This window comes from Chitinophaga sp. YIM B06452 (assembly GCF_039655965.1).
Taxonomy (GTDB): domain Bacteria; phylum Bacteroidota; class Bacteroidia; order Chitinophagales; family Chitinophagaceae; genus Chitinophaga.
In genome coordinates this window covers 165,312-183,005 of sequence record NZ_JAWLKY010000003.1, presented here as the reverse complement: position 1 = coordinate 183,005, position 17,694 = coordinate 165,312, and the positions used below count along the sequence as shown (strand labels likewise).

Genomic DNA, 17,694 nt, shown 5'->3' with positions numbered 1-17,694 from the left:
ACGGCCCTGGCCACTAAAACAGGGTTCAGGTTATTTGATAAGAACGGCTAATTGCTTCTCGAGATTCTCCCCTCTCAGGTTCCTCGCCAGTATTTTGCCTTCCGGTGAGATCAGTAAGTTAGCTGGTACACCGCGGATGTTGTAGAGCTTGGCCACTGCATTGTCCCAGTATTTCAGGTCAGATACGTGGGTGAAGGCTTCCAGCCCGTCTTTCTTGATAGCGGCCAGCCACAGGTCTTTTTTCCCCGGCTGGTCCAGCGATACGCTCAGCACTTCAAAGTTCTTTGCTTTGTAGGCTTTTTGCGCAGCTACCACGTACGGGTTCTCCGCGCGGCAGGGGCCGCACCAGGATGCCCAGAAGTCCAGCAGCACATATTTCCCTTTGAAATCGGAGAGCTTCACGGGTTTGCCGTTCACATCGTTTTGCGTAAAATCCAGCGCCATTCCGCCGATGACCAATTGCTTTTCCGTATCCATCATCTTCCGGAAGTTCCTGCCCTCACGGGTTTCGCGCACTTCTTTGTCCAACGCGGCAAACAAGGGTTCCAGTTCCTGCAGGTTCATGTTGTTCGCCACAGACAGTTCCTTCATCGCTACGATGCTGAAGAACGATTTCGGGTTAGCCTGGATGAATTCGCGCTGTTTTGTTTTGCGAAGGTCTATCGCCTGGCGGTAACGCCCGTCCAGCCACTTCATGAAAGAAGTATCGTTGCGCTGCACTTCCGAAGAACCGCCATAGATGCGGTTGATGGAAGCCATGGCGGAATCGTAGCCGGAGATGAACAATTTATACTGCGCGAATGCCGTATTCAGCGGGGAGCCGGTGATAACGGCTTTACTGAGCAGGTCCGGGCTGGTGATGCTGATCTCGCCTTTGTCCAGGTAAAACAGCAGGCGGTCCGGTTCCGCGCCCGGTTGGGCAATCATCATCATCATCGCCATGTCTGTATATGCCGCTTCGCCTTTGAATTCAAAAGCGCCGTCGACCACATTGGCCGAATCCATTACAGGACTTTCCCCTTTTTGCCAGTTCAGGTATACTTTGGCGGGCGCATTGTAGTTACCCACTTTACCTTTCAGTGTATATTTGACTTGTGCGAAACCCATCGCAGGGAGTGCCACAGCGGCCAGTAACAACCATTTTTTCATTATCGGTGCTTTAGTTTGAATGTTTTTTAATTCTCCCGTATCATGATATCCACCGGCGCGCCGGGAATACCGTCCGTTTGTTTGATGATGCCACCGTTGTTGCCGGTGCTGGTATTGAGGTAATACACCGTTCCTTCCACGCCGGCGATCAGCTGGTTGCCGTTGTTCGTCATTTTCAGCATGGTCACGCGTTTGCCGCCGAAGTTGGCGTCCAGCACTTTTACTTCCTTGTTGAGAGGATTATAGCGGTAGATCTTGTCGTTAGATGTAAAAAAGAAAACGCCTACGGGAGAACTTTGCCACAGCGTGCCTGCCGTGAGCAGCGCTGCACCGGGAAACACGCGTTTGCCCAGCGCGCCGAAGCGGCTGCGGTCCTGTGACCAGTCCAGGCTGAACTGCAGCTCGATCTTTTTGCCTACGCTGTCTACGAACGCATACATGGAATTGTCGCTGAAGCGCTCCATGTACAACAGATCCATTCCCAGTTTTTTAGGATTGAAGGCAGAATCGGTGAGCGTGTAGGCGGTATCGTAGAAATTGGAGAGGCTGAAACGTACAAACTGTTTTTTTTCTTTTTCGAAGGCAAGATAGTAGCCGTTTTGGGGCTGCTCGTAGGCATTTGTGACGATGCGCGGATGCAGCTTGTAATCGCCGCCGATCGGTTCGCCCCAGAAGCCGTAGTAGGGCCAGAAAGGTGCGGTTTCCGTAGCGCCCAGGAAGAGTTTCCCGTTGATGATGGCCGTAGTGACGCCGGCGGGCATATTCAGGAAAGTGCTTACTTCCCGTGCAGGCGGGGCGGTGTAGAAATTCTCGTCCAGGGTTTTAGCCTTCAGCAGGGTATTCGCGTCTACCTGCACTGCACCGGTACCTTCACCGCTGTAGGTCACCCAGAAGAAGTTCAGCTGGTTCATGTAGAACTGGTTCCTGATGGGCACTATCTGCATAGCCCCGCCGGGAATGCCGGAGTTGTTGATGGCCGTGTAAATATCAGGCTGCAAAGTGCCGTCGGGCTTTACGAAGCTCAGCACAGTGCGGTTGTTGTCGTTGCTCAGCACCAGTGTGCCCCGGGTAAACTGCGTTTGTCCCTTTATTATAAACTTGTAAAAATATTTTTGTTTCGTGTTGTTATCCGTCAGGACCAGCAGCGCATTGTAGCGGGAGGCGCCCAGTCCGAACACAATGCGCAGCTGTTGGCCATCGTATTCAACAGATGTCGCCCTCTCCGGCACATCTATCTTCCAGTGGCAGGAATAATCGTTTTTACCCGATTTGAGCGTGATAACGGGCGCAACGATCAGGCTGTCTCCCGAAGTGGCGTTATATGCGGTATCCAGCCCGCTGATCACGGGGTCGGGTACGGCGATGTAGTCGTAATTCCCTTTGTCTTTAGAGCATGCGGCCAGCACCAGGATGCCGCCGATCAGGTATAAAAGATGATTTCTCATGATTCGCTGTTTGGCATTAAACAATCCGGGCCCCGGTTTCGTCTGTGAAATAATATCGGTTATCAGCAGGGTTCAGCTCCAGCAGGTATTTCTTCCCGGGGTTGGTAATGCTGAAAAAGTTATACTTGCCTGCGCCCGCTGGCTCCAGCGTGTATCCCTCCTGCGGGTTATCTGCTACCCAGCTGATGGGGCTGGCCAGGAAGTTCTTGAAGCGGCGGATGGCAAATAACACCTTTGGCAGCACCTGCGCATCGAAAGCTACCGGCAACTCGTTTACACCGGCGGCGCGGATGAACAATTCGTGTTTCACGCGGGAGTAATTGCCCAGCTCGCCTTGCCAGGTAGCCCACCAGGCGGGCTTTTCGAGCCGGTTGGAAAAGATCACCTTGGCGGAATCGTACTCGGGATTGGTCACGGTAAAGTCCTCAGTGGGTACCAGGCGCAGCTTCAGCCGCACACTCTTGCTTGTCAGCGCCGGATCTGCAGCAAACAGGATAATGGGCACTTTGGCAACACCGCTATCCGCCGGTATGATATATTCCTTTTCGAGGGATTTATAATGTTTGCCCGCCTCCGCCGTGGTGGCCTTTTCATCCACCGCAATGCGAAAACTGCGTGCCTCGCTCCTGCGCATACCGGCGATCCGCACGGGCAACCATACGGTATCTACAGATTTTTCGGGGAACAGCGCGAAGGAATACATCACGCTGTCCATCCGCCGGTTGTTACCGGAAAGATCCTTGAAATTTAAATCGAAATAGATATTGTCCTGCGCGGTATAGAGCTGTTCTTCCGTCTTTTTACAGGCGGAAAAACAGGCGCTTCCTATGATGATATATGTCAGAAGTTTTTTCATCGCTGTTGTTTTTATCGGTTACCGTATGCGATCTCGTCGTCAGGGAAAGGAAACACGTAGATGGCATTACTGCCGCTGATCGTGCTGCCGGAAGGGCCGGGAATGTTCGCGTTCAGCCGTTTGTACATGTAGAACATCTGGCCTTCTGAAAAGAATTCCTTCCGGGCCTCTTTCTTCAATTCCGTCATGAACACGGTTTTGGAAGGATCGTTCAAACGCACGCCGATACCGCGGTTGAGGCGGACGGTGTTAAAATATTCCCATGCGGCGGCAGGGTTCCTGTCGAATGTACACTCCGCGGCGATATAATACATTTCACTCAGGCGGATGGCCGGCAGCATCAGCGGATGCTGGTTGCGGTCGCCGTCGCGGGCGTATTTCATCACGCGCAGGTAGGAGCCCGAGGAGGAAGACCTGTCTTCGAACCACTGCTTGAACCGGTAATCTTCCGCGCCAACACCTCCCACTTCGTAAATGTTACGGCATTCCGCCGGGGACACGTACAGGGCGGTCACGCCATTGTCTATCACATCACGGATCGTTCCGTTGGCGTTGTTGGCATAGATGCCGAATACCAGTTCTTTATACAGGATGCGGTCTTTCTTCTCATCATCAGGATTGAGGAAGTCCGTGGCTTTGGTGAAAGGAAATTTGTTGGAATTGATCACTTCCAGCGCATGGCTCAGCGCCTGGTCCTGGTCGCCTTTGCTGAGGTACACCCGCGCCAGCTCGCCGCATACGGCGTAGTAGTTCAGGCGGTGGCGGCGCTCCTGGGTAAACAGGTCCGGCGCATCAGCTTCGGTAGTGGTATCGCCGTTAGGGTAACCGACCTTATAACCGGGATTCAGGATCGGGTCTGCCGCGCGCAGCAGCTCTTTCGCTTCCAGCAGGTCTTTGATCACAAGGTTCAGTGCGTCTTCTACTTTATGCAGCTCCGGCGTTGCGTTACTGAACTTCGTTACATACGGGATGCCGGTTCCGTTTTTATTCACGGCATACGATTCGGCGAACAGCCGCAGCGCATCAAAGTGGCAAAAGGCGCGCATCGCAAGGGCCTCTCCTTTCACGAGCTGGTAATTGGAGCCGGTGAAAAGGTTCTTCTTTGCATCCACGTTTTCCAGGATGAGGTTGGCATTGGCCACTACGTTGTAAAGACCTTTCCACATCTCATCCCTGCGGTTCATAAAGTTCTGGTCTTTATAGTTGAAACGCATGGTAGGCCCATACGCCCAGGGATCGTTGATGTCTACAATGTAATTCTGCGCAAGCGCGTCAAGAGAACCTACGGTAAGTTCGCGGCCGAAAAGGTCTGCCTTGGTAAGCCTGCCATACAGGCCGTTGATAGCTTCCTTGAAGCCGTCTTCCGTGCTGAAAAGCGCGTCTTTACTTACTTCGGAGGCCGGCGTCACATCCAGCCACTTGCTGCAGGAAGCCAGTAAACATATGGTGATGATCGATATCAGGTATTGCTTCATGTCGTCGGTTTTAGAATCTGGTGGCTAATGAGAATGTGAAGCTGCGCGCAAAGGGATAATCAATGCCGCGTTCTATCTGCAGGCTGGACCAGTATGCGAGATCATTCAGGTTGAGGGCCAGGCGCAGGCTTTTCATCTTCAGCCGCTTGTAAAGGCTGGCGGGCGCTTCCCACGAAGCGTATATGCTTTTGAACTCAAGCCTGTTCTCCCGCTGCACGAACCGGCTGGTGGCCTTGGTGGTGGTGAGGTCCGCAATATTCTTGTAGAAGGTGCGGTCTCCCGGTTTCCGCCACCTTTCAGACAGCACGCGACTGTCCACATTGTATTTCGGATCGGCGTTCTCCACACGGTCTATCAGCGTCTGGTTATAAATATCCCCGCCTACTTTAGCGTAGAAGCTGAATTCCACCATAAAGCTGCGGTATACGATGCTTCCGCCGAAGTAACCGTCGAAGTCAGGCGTCATATCGCCTACTGCCACGGTGTTGCGCACGTCATAATCGTAGGTGGTGGTGCCGTCGGGGCGCTGGAATATCTCGCGGCCATTCTCAGGATCAATCCCAAGACTGCGCACGGCGTAGATGGTATTGAGGCTCTGCCCTTCCTGGAAACGCAGCAGGGGTTTGGTCCTGAGCGCGGAGTCCTCGCGCTGGTTCTTGTCCACCTGTTCGTTATAGCTTTTAAGGGAGTTGGAAATTTTCGTGATGATATTGGTGTTGCTGCCGAGATTAGCGTTCAGGTTTACAGACCAGTCTTTGCCGCGGAGCACGTTGGCGCGGAAATATACTTCGTAGCCTTTATTCACCATTTCGCCAAGGTTGTCTTTATATGAGCTGAAGCCCGTGCTGGGCGCCACGTTCACGTCCGTCAGCAGGTCTTTGGTGAGCTTGCGGTAATAACGCGGCGAAATGTACAGCCGGTCTTTGAACATGGAAATTTCCATACTCAAATCGTAGTTGCGCGTACGCTGCCATTTCAGTTTCGAGTTGCCGTAACCGGCAAACACCGCTCCTACTCCGGTAGAATACCAGTCTGCCGTGTAATAGTTATAAGTGGTATTGGAAAGGTACGCCGGGAATGACACGTCCCCTGTAAGCCCGGTAGTGGCTTTGATGCGCAGCTGGTTGAAGATGGTGTTGCGCATGAACTTCTCGTTGTGCAGGTTCCAGCCGAGGCCATAGCTCCAGAAAGGCGCCATGCGCGATTCGGAACCGAACTTGGACGATCCGTCTACCCTCACGGTACCATCCATCAGGAAACGGTTCTGGTAGGAATAGTTCATGGAGAGGAAAGCGCCGATCAGCCTTTGTTCTGTAACTGAACCCACGGGCGCTTTGTCTTTTTCATAACCGCGCGCAAATGATACATCCGTGAAGCGGTCATTGGTAAAGCCCTGCGCCACGAATTCGCGGCCGGTGAACTTTGTAGACTGGATATTGGTGCCCAGCGAGAAATTGAGGAAATGCGAGCCCTGCAGCACTTTGTTGTAGTTCACGGTAAGGCTTCCATCCACCTGTGTTTCCTGGATGGTTTTGTAATAATAACGGCCGCGGTCTTTCAGCGCATCGCCTTTATCGTAATAGAAAGTGTTGCTAAGCGGGGACACGAAGCGGTCGTCTGTACTTTTCCGCTTGGTGAGACTGATATTCCCGTTCACCCTCCAGGCCGGGGAAGGGTTGTATTCAATCGCAAAGTTGTCGATGAACTCGGTGTATTCCGTTTTATAGAAACCGCCGGTGGTGGCTTCGTATAGCGGGTTAAACACAGTCGCCAGCACGCGGTCTCCACTCACACGGTCTTCGTTGCTGAGATAGGCCCACTGGTCTACGGTTTGCATGATCCTTCCGGCAGAGTCGAAGCGCGGGTAGTAAGGGTTCATGCGCACGTAATCGGCAAATGAACCGTAGGGAGATTCCGTTCCGTTTACCTGTGAAATGGTGAAGCTGTTGCGGAACATGAGCTTGTTATCTTTCAGGTTGTAGGAAAGGCTATTGGCCAGGCTGTAGCGGTCCCTGCCGGAACCTTTCATCACGCCGTTGTTCGTCTGGTAGCGGGCATCCACGCCGTAGCGGATGCTGGGGCTGCCGCCCTGCAGGCTGATGGAATGTTTGTGCCCGAAATCGGTGCTGAGCGGCTGGCTGAGCCAGTAGGTGTTCACACCGCTGAGCACGTTCCTCCTTTTCGCGTAATACTTCTGCATCAGTTCATCCTGGGAATCGATGCCGCCGTTGCTGTCGTACAATCCCGCCAGGCGCTCGTATTCCAGCTTCTCTTCCGCGTTCAGCACGCTGTAAGCCGTGAGGTCCGGTGTGGTTACGTTCAGTTCATAGTTGTAGTACAATTCCAGGCTGCCCTCTTTCGGCGTTTTGGTTTGTATCACCACTATGCCGTTAGACGCGCGCGAGCCGTAGATGGCCGTAGCGGCAGCGTCTTTCAGCAGCGTGATCATCTCAATGCGGTTCACGTCCAGGTCATAAATGGTTTGGATGCCCACCTGGTAGCCGTCCAGCATGAACATCGGGAGGTTGGTAATAGTAGCGAGCGAGCTGCGCGTGAGCAGTTTGGGATCGCCTGCGGGCACGGCCGTGGCGCCTCTTACATTGATATTAGGCAGCTGGTTGGGATTGGAACCCGCGAGATTGTTTTCCACGATGCGGAACGAAGGATCATACGCCTGGATGCTGGCCAGGATGTTCTGCGGATTGAAGCGTTTGATCTCTTCGCCGGTGATGACGATCGCGGAGCCGGTGTAGCTTTCCTTTTTCAGTTTCTGGTAACCGTTCACCACGAAGTCTTTCATGGATTGCACGTCTGTGAGCAGTTTCACGTCCAGCGAGCTGCGGCCGTTCACTTTTACTTCCTGGGTTTTGTAGCCCAGGTAGCTGAACACCAGCACGGCGTCTTTCGGTATGTTACTGAGGGCGTAGCGGCCTTTTTCGTTAGTCTTGGCGCCGTTGAAAGTGCCTTTCACCACTACGGTCACGCCGGGCAGCGGCATACCGGATTCTTCGGTGACCTGGCCTGATATGCCCGCCTGCTGCTGCACAACGGCTTCCAGCTGGAGGGGATGCGCGGCGGTTTCATCCGAGGCCGTCTCAGTTTTCGGACGGGCCGGCTTCTGGTTTTCTTTTATGTAAATGATGAACTGCCCCGGCGACGCCTGTTCCGCTTCGAGGCCGAGCGGCCGCAGGAAACGGTTCAGATAGGCGTCCATTTTTTCATTGGGCTTTTTGGAAGCAGGCTTCTGAAGACCCAGGCCCTGGGTGGTTACGCCAATGTAGTTGATCCGTACGTTGTACTCCTTTTCAATCTGCAACAGCAGGTCCTTCAGTGGCAGCGGTTTGCCGTCTGCCGGTGTTTCCTGTACTGCAAAATACCCGGGCGAAGCCTTGTCGGTCCCGCTTACAGCCGAAAGCGGCAGCAGCAATGCGAGGGCCAGGCTTTTAAACGATCTCCCGGTGTAAAATTCTACCATAGCAATAGATTTTTGGTTGGTTGCATAATGATGTTGATTCCCCTGTTCCAGGCATAACAATGCCTGTTCCCGATCTCAACGGGAATTATTTGTGACATAGCTCCCGGAAAAAACCCGGGAAAAACTCGTAATTATCTGTGCTTAGTTCTGCCTGCTGATCCGGTATACGTTCTTCTCTGTCTCTTCTATCTGTACATTAAAAGTGCGGGATATTGTCTTGAAGAAAATCCCGATATCGTCTAATGGTATGCTTCCTGTGAATGTCTGGTCGCCCAGCCCGGCGTCTTCCGGTTCTATGATCACGCTGGTGTTTTCGTGCAATGCGCGCACCACGTCCCTGATCGGCGCGTCGGTGAAATGCAGCACCTTCGTGCGCCATGAGCAATAATTTTCAGGGTTCACCTGTTTGTTCACCAGTGAATCTTTCATGGATGAATAAGCGATCATATCACCCGCCTGCATGGTGATGGGCGCGGATGTTTTGTTCTTCAGCTCCAGTTGTACCTTGCCATTGCTCAGCACCACCTGTGTTTGCCCGCGGCGGGTGTTTACGTTGAAAGAAGTGCCAAGCACCCGCACGGCCATATCGTTGGTGAGCACAATAAACGGCTCTGCACCTGGTTGCTGTTTAATATTAAAGAATGCTTCTCCACCCAGCAATACGGTCCTTTCTTTACCTTTTCCCCATCCCGCTTTCAGCGACAAGCTTGAATTTCCGTTCAGTCTTACTTCCGAGCCGTCCGGCAGCACGATGGTTCTTACTTCTAACCGGCTGGTTTGGTAGTGCACGTATTCCTCCCTGTTAAAGAGCCAGAAAGACACGGCTGCCACCAACACCGCGACTGCGGCGGCGTAGCCCATCCAGCGGCGGTTGCTGGCCCGGGGCATCTGCACCACTTTTGCGCCATCTTCCCGGCCGGCTGCGCTTTCTATGCTATCCTCGATCCTGGTCCAGGTTTCCTCTTCCGCCCCGGAGGGCGGCATCTGCGCGTTATGCAGGGCCAGCAATATCTCTTTCGCTTCCAGCAACTCACCCTCCTGCCCGGGATGACTGCCCAGCCATGTTTCCCAGAACACTGCTTCGGTCTCATCCTGCTCAAGCACCCATTTCCGGAACCCGGGGTGCTGCAAAAGGTCTTGCGTCGTGAAATTGCTCATTATCGATACTTATATGGTAAAGCAGGAAACGGGTAAAATCTTAGCGCGTTTTTCCACTTTTTTTTGAAAAAAATATTAACTCGTTAAAAATGAACCAGTTGAATAACCAGCAGCAGGATGCATTTCAATCCGCCGCTGTGCTTTTTTAGAAAACTGAGGGCTTTGGACAGGAGGACGTAAGACGAATTCAGGCTCAGGTCCATCAGGTCGGCGGTTTCCTGCGGGCTGAACCCTTCATAGAAGCGGAGGTGCAATATTTCCTGCTGGCGCGGGGGCAGCTGGTCCATGATCTTCACGAGCTTCAGGCGCAGTTCCCGGGAGGATTGCGCTTTGATGATCGCGTCTTCCGGGGAAGCAGCCGCAGCGGCAGTTTCCGGCACTTCCTCGAAGCTGTGCAGCACACTTTTCTGCACCTGCGCGGTGATCCTTCTTTTGAGGCTGGCCAGTAAATAGAATTTGATGGAATCTGTGGAGGAAAGCCGTTCGCGGCTCAGCCAAATGGTTACAAACAGGTCGTGTATGCAGTCTTTAACCAGGCTCTCATCCGGTTGCAGCTTCATACCATATCTGAATAAAGCGGGAAACCAGGTGCGGTATATGAAGGCAAGCGCCTCCTTATCCCCTTCCGTCACCCTACTCCATAGTGCTTTATCATTCAGGCTGGCGTACAACTCGCTCGTGTTTAAGATTTGATGGACTGTGAAACCGGATAAAGATATGTACCGGAAAGTTAGGATGCAAGGTGATTTTCGGGGGAAACGGGGTGTTTCCTCCCTGGCCGGCCCGCCTGCTATATCGATTTTCCAGGGGTGGGCGGATGCAGGAACGTGATAACCAGGGCTTCCGGCTTAGTTTGTGCTTGTTTTACCCCGTATCCTTTCCAGGGCAGTGGCGGGCCCAGGGCTGGTTATTCCGCTTTCAGGCTTCTCACCGGGTTCATGACGGCGGCTTTCACGGCCTGGTAGCTCACGGTTGCCAGGGTGATCACCAGGGCGCCGGTAGCTGCTATTACAAATATCCACCACGACAGGTCCGTACGGTATTCATATTGCTGCAGCCATTGGTGCAAGGCATACCAGGCCAGCGGGATCGCGATGGCGCAGGAAATAAATACCAGCATCACGAAATCTTTCGACAGCATTCGCCAGAGATTGAATACGGACGCGCCCATCACCTTACGGATGCCTATTTCTTTAGTACGCTTCTCCGCCACGAAAGATGCCAGCCCGAACAGGCCCAGGCAGGAAATAAAGATTGCCAGCACGGCAAAGAAAGTAGTAAGGTTGCCGATGCGTTGCTCATCACTGAATTTTTTCGCATACTCATCGTCTGTAAACTTATATACGAACGGGCTCCCGGGGTTATACTTTTTGAATACAGGTTCTATTTTCGCCAGCCCTTCCCGCATGGGTATGCCTGGTTTTATCCGCACCATGATCAAACGCGTCCAGGTGGGCTGCAAATGGAAAATAACCGGCCGTATTGGCTGATAGGGCGATTCCATCACCATATCTTTCACCACGCCAACGATCACATGATCCTGGCCGAGCCAGCGGATCACCTGCCCCAGCGGCTCTTTGAAGCCCACCAGCTTTACGGCGGATTCATTCAAAATAAAAGCGCCGGTATCTGAAGGGAAATTCCTCGAAAAGTCGCGCCCCTCTTTGATGGTCCAGCCGACAGTATTCCCGAAATCGTGCGAAACAGCGATCGTGCCCGGGCTTACCACCTTGTCCGGATCCTTGCCCTTCCAGTCTATGACGTTGTTGGACCATACCTCGGTAGGCGCGCTGTTGGACTGCGACATATCTGCCACGGCCCCTGTTTGCAGCAGCTCGTTCCGGATGGCGTCGTAATGCCCGAAAAAATCCGGCGTATTCATATCCACGGTGATCAATCCTTCACGGGTATAACCTACCGGCCGGTTGCGTGCATGCTGCACCTGGCGGTATACGATCAGCGTGCCGATCATGAGCACGACGGATACGGTAAACTGTACTACCACCAGCACTTTGCGGGGAAGCGCCGAAAAACGCCCGGCCCTGAAAGTTCCTTTCAGCACTTTCACCGGCTCAAAACCGGATAGGTAAACGGCGGGATAACTGCCGGAAACGATCCCGGTAAAAAAGGTAAATCCAAGTATCATCGTCCAGAATAAAGGATAGGCCCATGGGATGGACATCGTTTTATCAGAAAGCCCGTTAAAGAAAGGCAAAGACAGTTGCACCAGCAGCAAAGCCAGCACCAGTGCAAGGAAGGTTACGATCAGCGATTCGCTGAAAAATTGGCCGACAAGTTGCCCGCGCATGGAACCAATGGCTTTGCGGATGCCTACTTCCCTGCTGCGTTTTTCGCTTCTCGCGGTGGAGAGGTTCATAAAATTGATACAGGCCAGCAACAGCACGAACACGCCGATGATACCAAACAGCCACACCTGCCTGATGCGGCCGCCTGCCTCCCGCCCGTTCTCGAATTTGTCGTACAGGTGCCATCTATCCATCGGGTGCAGCAACAGTTCTTCTTTCGCAAAGCTGACATGCGGGGTAGGAAGACCTTTGATCTTCGCGTTCAATTTATCATTATCCGCACCAGCGTTCACTTCCACATACAGCCGGCACATATGATTGTCCCACTGCTTCTGCGCTTCCTTTATCCAGTATTCGGTATCATTCATGTACCGTTCCCAGGGCAGCAGCAGCTTCAGATCGCGGTAAGTGGTATTGTAAGGCAGGTCTTCAAACACGCCTGCAACAGTCATATCATGTTTGTTATCTACGCGCACAATTTTGTCTATCGGGTCCGTATCGCCAAAGATCGCTTCTGCGGCGGACCGGGCCAGCAATATGGAATTCGGGTCTTTCAGCGCATCCTGGTGGCCGCTCAGCATTTTTAAAGTGAACATGCGGGGAAAGGCTTCCTGCGCCCAAATGCCCATCTGCGATATTTTTTTGTCGCCGGCGGCGAGAATGTGCGCTTCGGTCCACGAAGCAAGGGACACATTCGGAAAATCAGCCGGGTATTGGTCCCGCAGGCCGTAGCCCATTGGAATGGAAACAGTCTGGCCGGTGTAAACAGCTTCCGGCACGGTGACGTTCACCATCACCTGCGCCAGCCTGTCATGCTTTTTATGATAAGTATCAAAAGACACTTCATCCCAAATCCATAACCCGATCAGTAAAGCTACGGCCATGCCTGTGGCAAGCCCGACAATGTTGACCGCCGAATACATTTTATTATTCAGCAGGTTACGCCAGGCAACTTTGAGATAATTTTTCAGCATAACATGAAAGGGTTTGCAGGGCAGCCGCCAAAAAAATGCCAGCATTTTCAGGATATATTACCCAGCAGGGTACACATTTAATTATTTCAATAACTGTCCGGTTTTGATACACGGGCTGTCCGGGTATGCATCATGATTAAAAGTCATGCTGCAATAGCATCAAGATACTGCTGGATCGATTCGACCGCCGACAATTTCGCCTGCTCTTTTTTTTGCCTCAGCTTCGTCTTTTCAGCCTCGCTGATATCAGGATCAGCTAATAGCGCCTCTATTTTCCTGATTATCCTCTTCCTGGCAATATCTGCTCTTATACTTTTAAAAAGCTGAGCTACTTCAGGAGATATGAGGGTCCACGCATACTTTATCATTAAAGTAAGCGCTGGCGCTAAAATGATCAACCAGGATCTGCAGAAATTTCCTTCAGGCAAGTTTTGGGCTAACTCAACCAATATCATCCCTCCGCCTGCACCAACTATATTGTCTATGTTATTTCTTATTTTTCCGGAGGAATGCCGGGGTTTAACTTTTGACAAAATCTGTTATTTTTTTTGATGGCTAAGCCATAGATCCACAAATCTGATGATCTCCTCTGCAGTATCAGTTCCGTCAAGCTTTACTTCGGCGGTTTCACCGGACTTCCCTGTCACCCTATACTTCACTTTTCCAAATAATATTTTCAGGAGATTTACAAGCATATAAACTACCGGAATAGCACATACTACCGCAACCAGGATGGTTTGTAATTGATCAACTGTCATTGTTCACTTTTTTAATTTTTAATCACTGAAATGAAATTAACGATTCTTTCAACACGAAAAAAATTTCCGTCGAACCTGAAAACATTTTTTGAAACCATGCATTTCATCATGCATACACGCATCTCAAAACGATAAAAAAAGCCGCTCCAAACGAAGCGGCTTTTACAAACAATGAATTCCATTTATTCGATCAACCCCAGCTCCTTCAGCCGCGCAGCTGCTTCGATCAGCATGGCGCCGCTCAGCTGGGTGCTCAGGTCTGTTGTGGTCACTACGCTAGTCCATTTGCTGCCGAAGAGAATGGAAGGCCGGTAGGTTCCCTGCTGCCACAGTGTTTCAGCATTCAGCTTCAGGAAGTTCACGAACTTCGTTTTGTCTGTCGCACTGATGTTCCCATCTGTGATCAGCAGCATCAGGTTGCGCACCAGTATACCTTTGAACAGTCCGCCGTCTCCCCCACCTTCATCTTTCATGATATTCCCTTGTGTGAAATCTCCCGAAAGCGCGTTGTTGGCGGTTTTAAGCGCATCGTTCAGGTACACGGACTCGCCGGTGATCTTGTACAATTCCACGCCGGAACCGATGTATACGCCCTGGTTGTAAGTGAACTTCCAGGCTTTGTTCGTACCCGTACCATCCAGCCCGTCCCACACCAGGCCGGTAACGGGATCTACCAGGTTGGCCTTTTGCCATTGATAGATCTTTTTGGCCCAGGCCAGGTCTTCAGGCTGCTGGTTCAGCTGGTAGATCCTTGCGGCAATGATGCAGGCGGGCGCATTGGCGGGCGTGTTCTTGTTCTTCCGCTCTTTATTCCAATAGATACCGCCGCCCCAGGTTTCGTCCCAGCCGGTCTTAATATCGGTCCACAGCAACTCTGCAGTGGTTTTATATTTCGCGTCGCTGGTGGCTTCGTAGGCGCGGATGCAGGCCAGGGCCATCCATTCCATGTCATCGTAAAAATGATTGATGTAGGTATTGCCATTCTTCACGCGCATGCCTTCCAGCAGCTCGTCCATGCGGGTTTTCACCTGCGGGTCGTTGGTGCGGATGAAGGCGTCCAGCAATACGTCCAGCGCATGGGCATTGCGCCAGTAGTGGAAATCCTGTTTGCCGGCGCTATTTTCATTGTAGTATTTGCCGGTCTGGTTGTAGAAATTTCCCAGCAGGGATACATACGTCGAATCGGCATTTTTATCCCAGTTGAAAACGGCGGTCTTTTTCCCGGCGCCCGGGCCCGGACCGTCATCCACCGGCTCTTTGAGGCAGGCGCTCAGGGAGGTGACCAGCAGGGCGCAGGCAAATAATCTGAACGGTAGGTTCATAAAGCGTCTCATTTAATGATGATTTCGTGCGTGTAGTTTTTGTCCCGGTAAAAGAACAGGTTTACATCGCAGTTTTTAGTATCCACTTCTGTTTTGAACTTGTAGCAATAATTCCAGCGGTCGTTTCCTGTAATAGGCCGCAGTTCCCAGAAAGAAGCGGGCGTGGTGCTGGTCGGACGGCTGTTGTCCGCATTGGAACTGCCTATCCATTCATCGCTTTCCACACCGGCAGCGTTCTTCACGCGGATGCGGAACTTATATCTTTCGTCGCGGCCCCAGGATTCCTGCCTGAATGTGATATTCTTGTCTGCCGCGCTCCATTTGCCATTGCCAGCATAAGCGGTCTCGAAAAGGAACTTATCGTCAGGCGCGAACCACAGGCCGATGCTGAGTATTTCGGTAGCGGTGGCGGTGGCGTTGTTGAAATCAAGACGGATGCGGTAAGCCTTCGTGCCTGCTGCATGAGTGCTTTCGCCTTTTTCTTTCAGCAGGTCGCCATCCATGTAAAAATTATTAGGCGTGCCGGTCTTGCGGTCTATGAACTGGAACTTCCCGTCTTTCAGCGAAGTGTATATTTCGAATACGCCGGCGGTGATCATTTTCATCTGCAGGGCGTTGGCCGCATCGCCGCCTGCTTCGGTGGCGGTGCCGGTGAGAAATACGTCCACGGGTATTTCTGCAAAGCCCGCCGGCCTTTCTACTTCAATGGTCCTTGTTTCGGCGGAAGGTTGAATGTTGAAACCTTTGCTGGCAGAAACGTTCCACTTCAATTTACCGGTGCCCAGCGCGGGAATGCCTGCTTTGGCGGCCAGTGCATTCAGGTCTTTATGACTGAGGGTGAGCTTGTTTTGTATCCCTCCCCCGTCTGAAGCAATGCGGCCCAGCGGCGCGCTGAAGTCACCGGATTCTTTGTCGAACACTACTTCGTAAAGTACCAGCGAACCGTCTTCCGCGCGGGCCTGTTCCCATTCAAAGCTCAGCGATGCGCTGGTGGCAGGTTGCAGCTTGGTGAATTTATTATTGACAGGCGCGCTCAGCTTTTCAACCGGCTTCATGTTCGTATTCAGCTCGTAGTCGTTCTTTTTACAGGCCGAGAATAAAATGGCCAGCAGGAAAAATGTGATCGGGAAATATCTTTTCATAACATGAGTTTATAATGTTGTGATTTTACCATCCGGTATTTTGACCAAGGTTCTTGTTCTGGTCGCTTTCGAAAGTAGGCACAGGCCAGAGGTAATGTTTCGGGTTGATGAAGGTCCTGTTCTCCACGATAATGTACCCGTTCGGATCGCGGTTGAATGCGCCGCCGCTCACTTTGATACCTCTCACGGGCCTGTTCAGCACCGTTTCCGCAGTTTTCCAGCGGCGGATATCCAAAATACGCAGCCCTTCAAACGCCAGCTCAGCCCTTCTTTCGCGGCGGACGATGGCGCGCAGCTGCTCTTTGGAACCACCGGGGAATTCGGTGGCCGCGGCTTCGGTAAACCCTGCGCGCACGCGCAGCAGGCGGATGCTCCGGTTCCAGGCTGCAGCGTCAAGCGTGCCCAGTTCGTTGAGCGCTTCGGCGTACATCAGCAGCACGTCCGCATAACGGATGATGGGCAGGTTGAGAGTGGAATTGTAATTGGAGGCAGTGCGGTCGTAAAATTTGCGGAAGTAATAACCGGTGGGCGAAGCACCCTGGTCGTCCACACTATTGGTAGCCGGCACGGAACCGGGCTGCGTGAGGATGGTCTGCACCCTGTTCTCAAAATCGGTGATGGTAGCGCCGTGATGGATGATAGTAGCGGCAAAGCGCGGGTCGCGGTTCACATAAGGGTTGTTTTCATTGTACCCGGAACCTGCTTCATTAATGGCCTTGCCGTTGAGCATGATGTAATCGTCCACCAGGTCCTGCGTCGGCACCAGGACGCTGCGCAGCAGCGCAACGGTTTGCGGGAGGAAGCTGCGTTGGGTGCTGAATGTTCTGCCGCCGCCGTATTGCATATCCAGGATGGTTTCGCTGTTGAATTCGAAGGCGGGAAGGAACAGGTTGCCGTAATTGCCCAGCAGCGAGTAAGTACCGTTCTCCGTGGAATTGATCAGCAGCTCGCATTCTTTCCGCACCTCATCCCACTCACCGTTGAACAGCCTTACCCTGGCGCTCAATGCTATGGCGGCCCCGCGGGTAATGCGACCACGGTCTTTTTCAGCATAGGCGGTGTTCACCGGCAGATCATTCCTGATAGCTGCCAGCTCGTCCAGCACAAAACGGATGATCTCGGCTTTGGAGGTACGCGAGATGGTTTTGGATTCTTCGATGGAGATGAGACTGGTGAAGAACGGTGCGTCGCCGAACCAGAAAGCCATCTGGAAGTAGGAATATGCGCGGATGAAACGCGCTTCGGAAATGATGCGCTGTTTCAGCGCCGCGTCCATAGACGGTACGCGGTCTATATTGAGTATAACGTTATTGCATTTACGGATAGCGCCGTAACGGTAACTCCATTCTCCTCTTACCCTTGCGTTGGCGGGGTCGTAGCTGCCCGCCGCAATGAGCGATACACCGCTGAAACCCGACCCGGATACGAAAGCGTTGTCGCTGAGGGCTTCGTCGCCGAAGAAGAAAAAGTCGTTGGACATATTCTCATAGCAGCTGGTGAGCGCGTCTAGCGCATCCTGCGCGTCGCGCCAGTAGGCTTCGTCTGTAAACTCGCGCGTATTGGGCTGGTCCAGCTTCCGGCAGCCCATCAGCGACGCGGCGAATAACAGTATGAACAATATTCTTTGCATAGTT

13 protein-coding genes are annotated in these 17,694 nt (G+C 52.5%); all 13 read right to left on the bottom strand.

What is annotated here, in order from left to right; all coding sequences use genetic code 11:
* Positions 1–30 precede the first annotated feature (30 nt).
* Positions 31–1,149, bottom strand: coding sequence for a TlpA disulfide reductase family protein (locus tag R3I13_RS17665; protein WP_346319281.1), 1,119 nt, complete (start codon positions 1,147–1,149; stop codon positions 31–33).
* A 26-nt stretch (positions 1,150–1,175) separates the two neighbouring features.
* Positions 1,176–2,594 (bottom strand): PKD-like family lipoprotein, encoded by a 1,419-nt coding sequence (locus tag R3I13_RS17660; protein WP_346319280.1) that lies wholly within the window; start codon positions 2,592–2,594, stop codon positions 1,176–1,178.
* 16 nt (positions 2,595–2,610) lie between these two features.
* A complete protein-coding gene (locus R3I13_RS17655; protein WP_346319279.1) occupies positions 2,611–3,450 on the bottom strand; it encodes a DUF4843 domain-containing protein in 840 nt (279 codons plus the stop codon).
* A gap of 11 nt (positions 3,451–3,461) precedes the next feature.
* Positions 3,462–4,925 carry a RagB/SusD family nutrient uptake outer membrane protein gene (locus tag R3I13_RS17650; RefSeq protein WP_346319278.1) on the bottom strand — a complete coding sequence of 488 codons (1,464 nt, stop codon included), beginning with the start codon at positions 4,923–4,925 and terminating at the stop codon, positions 3,462–3,464.
* Positions 4,926–4,935: 10 nt separating this feature from the next.
* Complete coding sequence (locus R3I13_RS17645) at positions 4,936–8,400, bottom strand: SusC/RagA family TonB-linked outer membrane protein (protein ID WP_346319277.1); 3,465 nt, start codon at positions 8,398–8,400, stop codon at positions 4,936–4,938.
* Positions 8,401–8,541: 141 nt separating this feature from the next.
* Positions 8,542–9,558 (bottom strand): FecR domain-containing protein, encoded by a 1,017-nt coding sequence (locus R3I13_RS17640; RefSeq protein ID WP_346319276.1) that lies wholly within the window; start codon positions 9,556–9,558, stop codon positions 8,542–8,544.
* 83 nt (positions 9,559–9,641) lie between these two features.
* Positions 9,642–10,190 carry a sigma-70 family RNA polymerase sigma factor gene (locus R3I13_RS17635; RefSeq protein WP_346319716.1) on the bottom strand — a complete coding sequence of 183 codons (549 nt, stop codon included), beginning with the start codon at positions 10,188–10,190 and terminating at the stop codon, positions 9,642–9,644.
* Between the two features lie 275 nt (positions 10,191–10,465).
* Positions 10,466–12,838 carry an FtsX-like permease family protein gene (locus R3I13_RS17630; RefSeq protein WP_346319275.1) on the bottom strand — a complete coding sequence of 791 codons (2,373 nt, stop codon included), beginning with the start codon at positions 12,836–12,838 and terminating at the stop codon, positions 10,466–10,468.
* 143 nt (positions 12,839–12,981) lie between these two features.
* Positions 12,982–13,371, bottom strand: coding sequence for a hypothetical protein (locus R3I13_RS17625; RefSeq protein WP_346319274.1), 390 nt, complete (start codon positions 13,369–13,371; stop codon positions 12,982–12,984).
* A gap of 6 nt (positions 13,372–13,377) precedes the next feature.
* Positions 13,378–13,596, bottom strand: coding sequence for a hypothetical protein (locus R3I13_RS17620; RefSeq protein ID WP_346319273.1), 219 nt, complete (start codon positions 13,594–13,596; stop codon positions 13,378–13,380).
* Between the two features lie 182 nt (positions 13,597–13,778).
* Positions 13,779–14,918 carry a glycoside hydrolase family 76 protein gene (locus R3I13_RS17615; RefSeq protein WP_346319272.1) on the bottom strand — a complete coding sequence of 380 codons (1,140 nt, stop codon included), beginning with the start codon at positions 14,916–14,918 and terminating at the stop codon, positions 13,779–13,781.
* A gap of 8 nt (positions 14,919–14,926) precedes the next feature.
* Positions 14,927–16,060 carry a SusE domain-containing protein gene (locus R3I13_RS17610; RefSeq protein WP_346319271.1) on the bottom strand — a complete coding sequence of 378 codons (1,134 nt, stop codon included), beginning with the start codon at positions 16,058–16,060 and terminating at the stop codon, positions 14,927–14,929.
* Between the two features lie 25 nt (positions 16,061–16,085).
* Complete coding sequence (locus tag R3I13_RS17605; RefSeq protein WP_346319270.1) at positions 16,086–17,690, bottom strand: RagB/SusD family nutrient uptake outer membrane protein; 1,605 nt, start codon at positions 17,688–17,690, stop codon at positions 16,086–16,088.
* Positions 17,691–17,694 lie beyond the last annotated feature (4 nt).